The 3,331-nt window shown below is 58.6% G+C and carries 4 protein-coding genes; 1 reads left to right on the top strand and 3 read right to left on the bottom strand.

The genetic code is table 11. The features are described 5' to 3' along the window. Positions 1-102: 102 nt before the first annotated feature. The 3 genes from ABU113_RS17040 to ABU113_RS17030 form a co-directional block, all read right to left on the bottom strand. Complete coding sequence (locus tag ABU113_RS17040) at positions 103-945, bottom strand: site-specific DNA-methyltransferase (RefSeq protein ID WP_454560646.1); 843 nt, start codon at positions 943-945, stop codon at positions 103-105. Positions 946-1,029: 84 nt separating this feature from the next. Further along, the gene (locus tag ABU113_RS17035) at positions 1,030-1,545 is read right to left on the bottom strand and encodes a hypothetical protein (protein ID WP_146215429.1); all 516 of its coding nucleotides are present in this window, start codon (positions 1,543-1,545) and stop codon (positions 1,030-1,032) included. Beyond that, positions 1,542-2,900, bottom strand: coding sequence for a helix-turn-helix domain-containing protein (locus ABU113_RS17030; protein ID WP_454560645.1), 1,359 nt, complete (start codon positions 2,898-2,900; stop codon positions 1,542-1,544). The genes ABU113_RS17035 and ABU113_RS17030 overlap by 4 nt, the downstream gene beginning before the upstream one ends. Between ABU113_RS17030 and ABU113_RS17025 the strand changes: the two genes are divergently transcribed. Then, positions 2,860-3,159: a DUF2188 domain-containing protein gene (locus tag ABU113_RS17025; protein WP_454560644.1), complete on the top strand. Its 300-nt coding sequence runs from the start codon at positions 2,860-2,862 to the stop codon at positions 3,157-3,159. The genes ABU113_RS17030 and ABU113_RS17025 overlap by 41 nt on opposite strands. Positions 3,160-3,331 lie beyond the last annotated feature (172 nt).

Raw genomic sequence — 3,331 nt, 5'->3', positions numbered from 1 at the left:
AAGGCATGGCCGAACTCAACCAACCCATGATCGAGGAGGAAAATCAGCCCCTACACATCACCGCCAAAGCCGCCTGACGATGGCCCACGGCCACAGCCGAAATTACACCACCTTGACGGACGCGACCCGCGGTCGGCTTTCCCGCCCGTCGTCTGGTCCCGCAAAGTCCGCCGCAAAGTAAAGCCCCCGCTCATCCGACCAATTGTAGTGTTTATGAGCCTTGCGAGGATCGTCCTTGGCGAGTGATCGATACCACTTCATCATCTCGGCGCGAATGGCATCATGGTCGGGGTATAAAGCCTCGCGAATTGACTGGTAGTGACCTAGAACGTCGTCGGCGCCAGCTTTGCGCCGCCGCCATTTGACCTCGCGTGCGGTGAGTAGCGCTTTATTGCGCGCATAGATCACGATGTATTCGTGGACGGTGGGCAGCAGCTTCGCGTCGCCCTTTTTACCCTTTTGCCATACCATGGTGCCCACGCGATTCTGCCTGCCGAAAATCTCGTCCATTAGCATCAGCAGCGAACTAATTTCGTTCTCGTCGATTGAGACCGCGATTGCGCCGTCTTGCTTGAGGAATTGCTTCAGCAGTTGCAGGCGCGGATACATCATGCACAGCCACTTATCGTGGCGGGAAAGGTCGTCAGCCTCCTTCCCTACAACAGCGCCAAGCCATGCCTTGATCTCGGGCGAGGCCACATTGTCGTTATAGACCCAGCCCTCGTTGCCCGTGTTGTAAGGGGGATCAATGTAGATGCATTTCACCTGGCCGGCGTAATAGGGTGTCAGGGCCTTTAAGGCTTCTAGGTTATCACCATGGACCAGCAGATTTCCAGCGTCGGGATCGCCCGCAGACAATGCGCCGTCGCAGTGAACAAGCCTGTACGGCACTTCCTTGTGGTGGTGCTCTACTGCCTCTTTCCCAATCCAATTCAACGACGGCATTGTTGCCCCTTCTGATCCGCCAGCTGGTATGGCGGGCATTAATTCATTACAAATGCACGATTTATGAGTGCCAAGAACGAGAGGCTACATCATCTCGGCAAAACTGGCGACTGGAATGCGAAAGCGATGATTGGCAGCCCAATCGTCTTTGATCGCGTCGGCCTCCGCGAGGGTCAGCATGGCCAGCTCTATCATGCGTACCATGAGGTCGGCGGTGCGTACGATCACCAATCCTTCGGCGATCCGCTGTGCCTCGCTGATGGCACGTCTGTCATCGATCGCCACCCCCGCTCCTGTCACCATGGCATGCGCAATCGTGGCGCTTTCACCAACACCCAGACGTGTCGTGCCCGTCAGCCGTCCGAAAATGCTGAGCGCAGCTTCGTCTGTGACGGTGCAGTCCTCAACGTGGCCAGCGGCTACGGCTGCTTGATAACGCTCCACCTGCTCCGGATAGAAGTCTGTCAGCTCGCCTGCGGCATGGTCGGTCACAATGAAGCGGCAAGGCAATGCGCCTAGCAGTTCCATCCGATCAATGCGGAGGAAATTGACCAAAACGGAGGTGTCCGTCACGAGGATGGCGTCAGGAATGACCATCACGCAGAGCGGGCCACCTCAGCCAGGTCGAAGAGTTGGCGGCCTTCGATTTCGAGGGCCTTGCTCAGGTCGAGCAACCGCCCACGGGAGATTTCCCCACGGCGGTAGGCTTCGATGGCAAGATGCGCGATACGACTACGGAGCTCGCGGGTGCCCCGCTGCGGCGTGTCCGTGCCCTCCAAATCATCAAGTAGCTCAAGCGCCCTGAGATAGTCGCGCCCTGCATCTTGCATGGCCGACGTAAGTAGCTCCAAGCTTTCCGCTTGGCTGATGCGACGAAGGCTTTTCAGGCGGTAGGTAGCAGCTTCGTAGCTCACGCCGAAGCGATGGGCGATATAGGCCACGTCTTGAAAGCCAATAGTCTGGGAGTTGGGTGCGGGCCGCGCCTGCCCCTCGATGCTACCGCCCGTCGCTGCATCAAAGACAAGCACGTCACCACGGGAAGGCTGCCCCTTACCGAGCTGGCGCAATTCATCGTCGATGCCTTCTGCTGGGAGGAGGAAAGCAGAAGCGAAGGCGTTCGCGCGCTGCTCCACCCGTTCTACGCGATTGTCGGTCGTAGTGACATTGGCCACACGATCGCGGTCAAACAGCGCATGCGCATATTCATGCGCGTAGGAGAACCGGCGCCGCGCACGCGGATGCTGCGCATTGACGAGAATAGCCATGCCGATGCTCGGATGATGCAGGAACAGGCCAGACATCGTGCCCGGCAGATTGGCACCTGAGGCCCAAATGCCTTGATCCACCATAAGCTCAGCCAAATCTGGCAACGGGGAGCTGCCCAGCCCTAGACGGCGGCGCTCTTGATCGGCGACCTTATGCCCTTGCCGCACCGCCTCCCAAACCGAATTTGGTGCGGGTTCCTGATAAACCGGCGGCACTGGGCGTTCTTCGCGTCCGAGAATCTTCTCCAAATTCACGCCCTCCCGGCAAAGCGAGACGCAGCGATCCACCTGGAAGCGGATGCCATCATCTTCTTGGAGACCCGGCGCAAGTCGATGCAGTGCGACAAGCACGTCATCGTCATGCTGCTGCACGTCGGCTAAGAACCACGAGATGGAACGGCGATAAAGCTCGGCCAGCTTGCTCAGCTCCAGGGTAGAGACAAGCCTGTTGCCCGCTTCGATCTGAGTGATGGCGGTACGAGGAATGCCGACATGATCCGCCGCAGCTTGCTGGCTAACGCTCGCAAGCTCTCGCGCTTCCCGCAGCCTGCGGGCTAGTTCTGGGTTGGACATGTCGATCTCCTCACTGCCGGAGGAAGGCAGTCTCTCCGGGGGGTTTCTTACCTGCAATATACTCAATTGAACAAAAATGTCAATTTCTTCCTTGAATGTTCGATTGACCAATTCCATATCACTCCTGCCAAACCGAAAGGGGGTGATTAGAATGGCAGGCAAAAACCAGCATGTGGTCCGTCGCGGTAACGACTGGGCAGTCCTGGGGGCGGGAAACAGCCGTGATACGGCGCATTTCGGCACGCAGCGCGAAGCGATCGCGCGTGCGACTGAGATAGCTCGCAACCAGAGCAGCGAAGTCCTCATCCATGGCAGGAACAATCTGATCCGTGAGCGTAACAGCTACGGTAACGATCCCTTCCCGCCGCGGGGGTGAGAGGGAAGCCTTGCGGCTTCCCTCAGCCGGTAGCTGACGCACGATGTTAGCGTCCGCGCTCGTGGTGTAATTTCCGGTGTAGGCGATGGTGTATTCCGGGGTGGGGCATGCCCCACCCCGGAATGCGGCGTCGCTGGTGGCCACCGGGTTCATCGTTATGGTGGAGTTTGCA

It is taken from the genome of Parapedomonas caeni, assembly GCF_041060555.1.
In the GTDB taxonomy this organism is placed as follows: Bacteria; Pseudomonadota; Alphaproteobacteria; order Sphingomonadales; family Sphingomonadaceae; genus CAUJIW01.
The sequence above is the reverse complement of the archived record's forward strand: the minus strand, read 5'-3'. Positions and strand labels throughout refer to the sequence as shown.

Bases quoted from the DNA above. Each gene is read 5' to 3' on its own strand.
- ABU113_RS17025 (WP_454560644.1), top strand. From the start codon at position 2,860: ATGTCAATTTCTTCCTTGAATGTTCGATTGACCAATTCCATATCACTC.
- ABU113_RS17040 (WP_454560646.1), bottom strand. From the start codon at position 945: ATGCCGTCGTTGAATTGGATTGGGAAAGAGGCAGTAGAGCACCACCAC.
- ABU113_RS17030 (WP_454560645.1), bottom strand. From the start codon at position 2,900: ATGGAATTGGTCAATCGAACATTCAAGGAAGAAATTGACATTTTTGTT.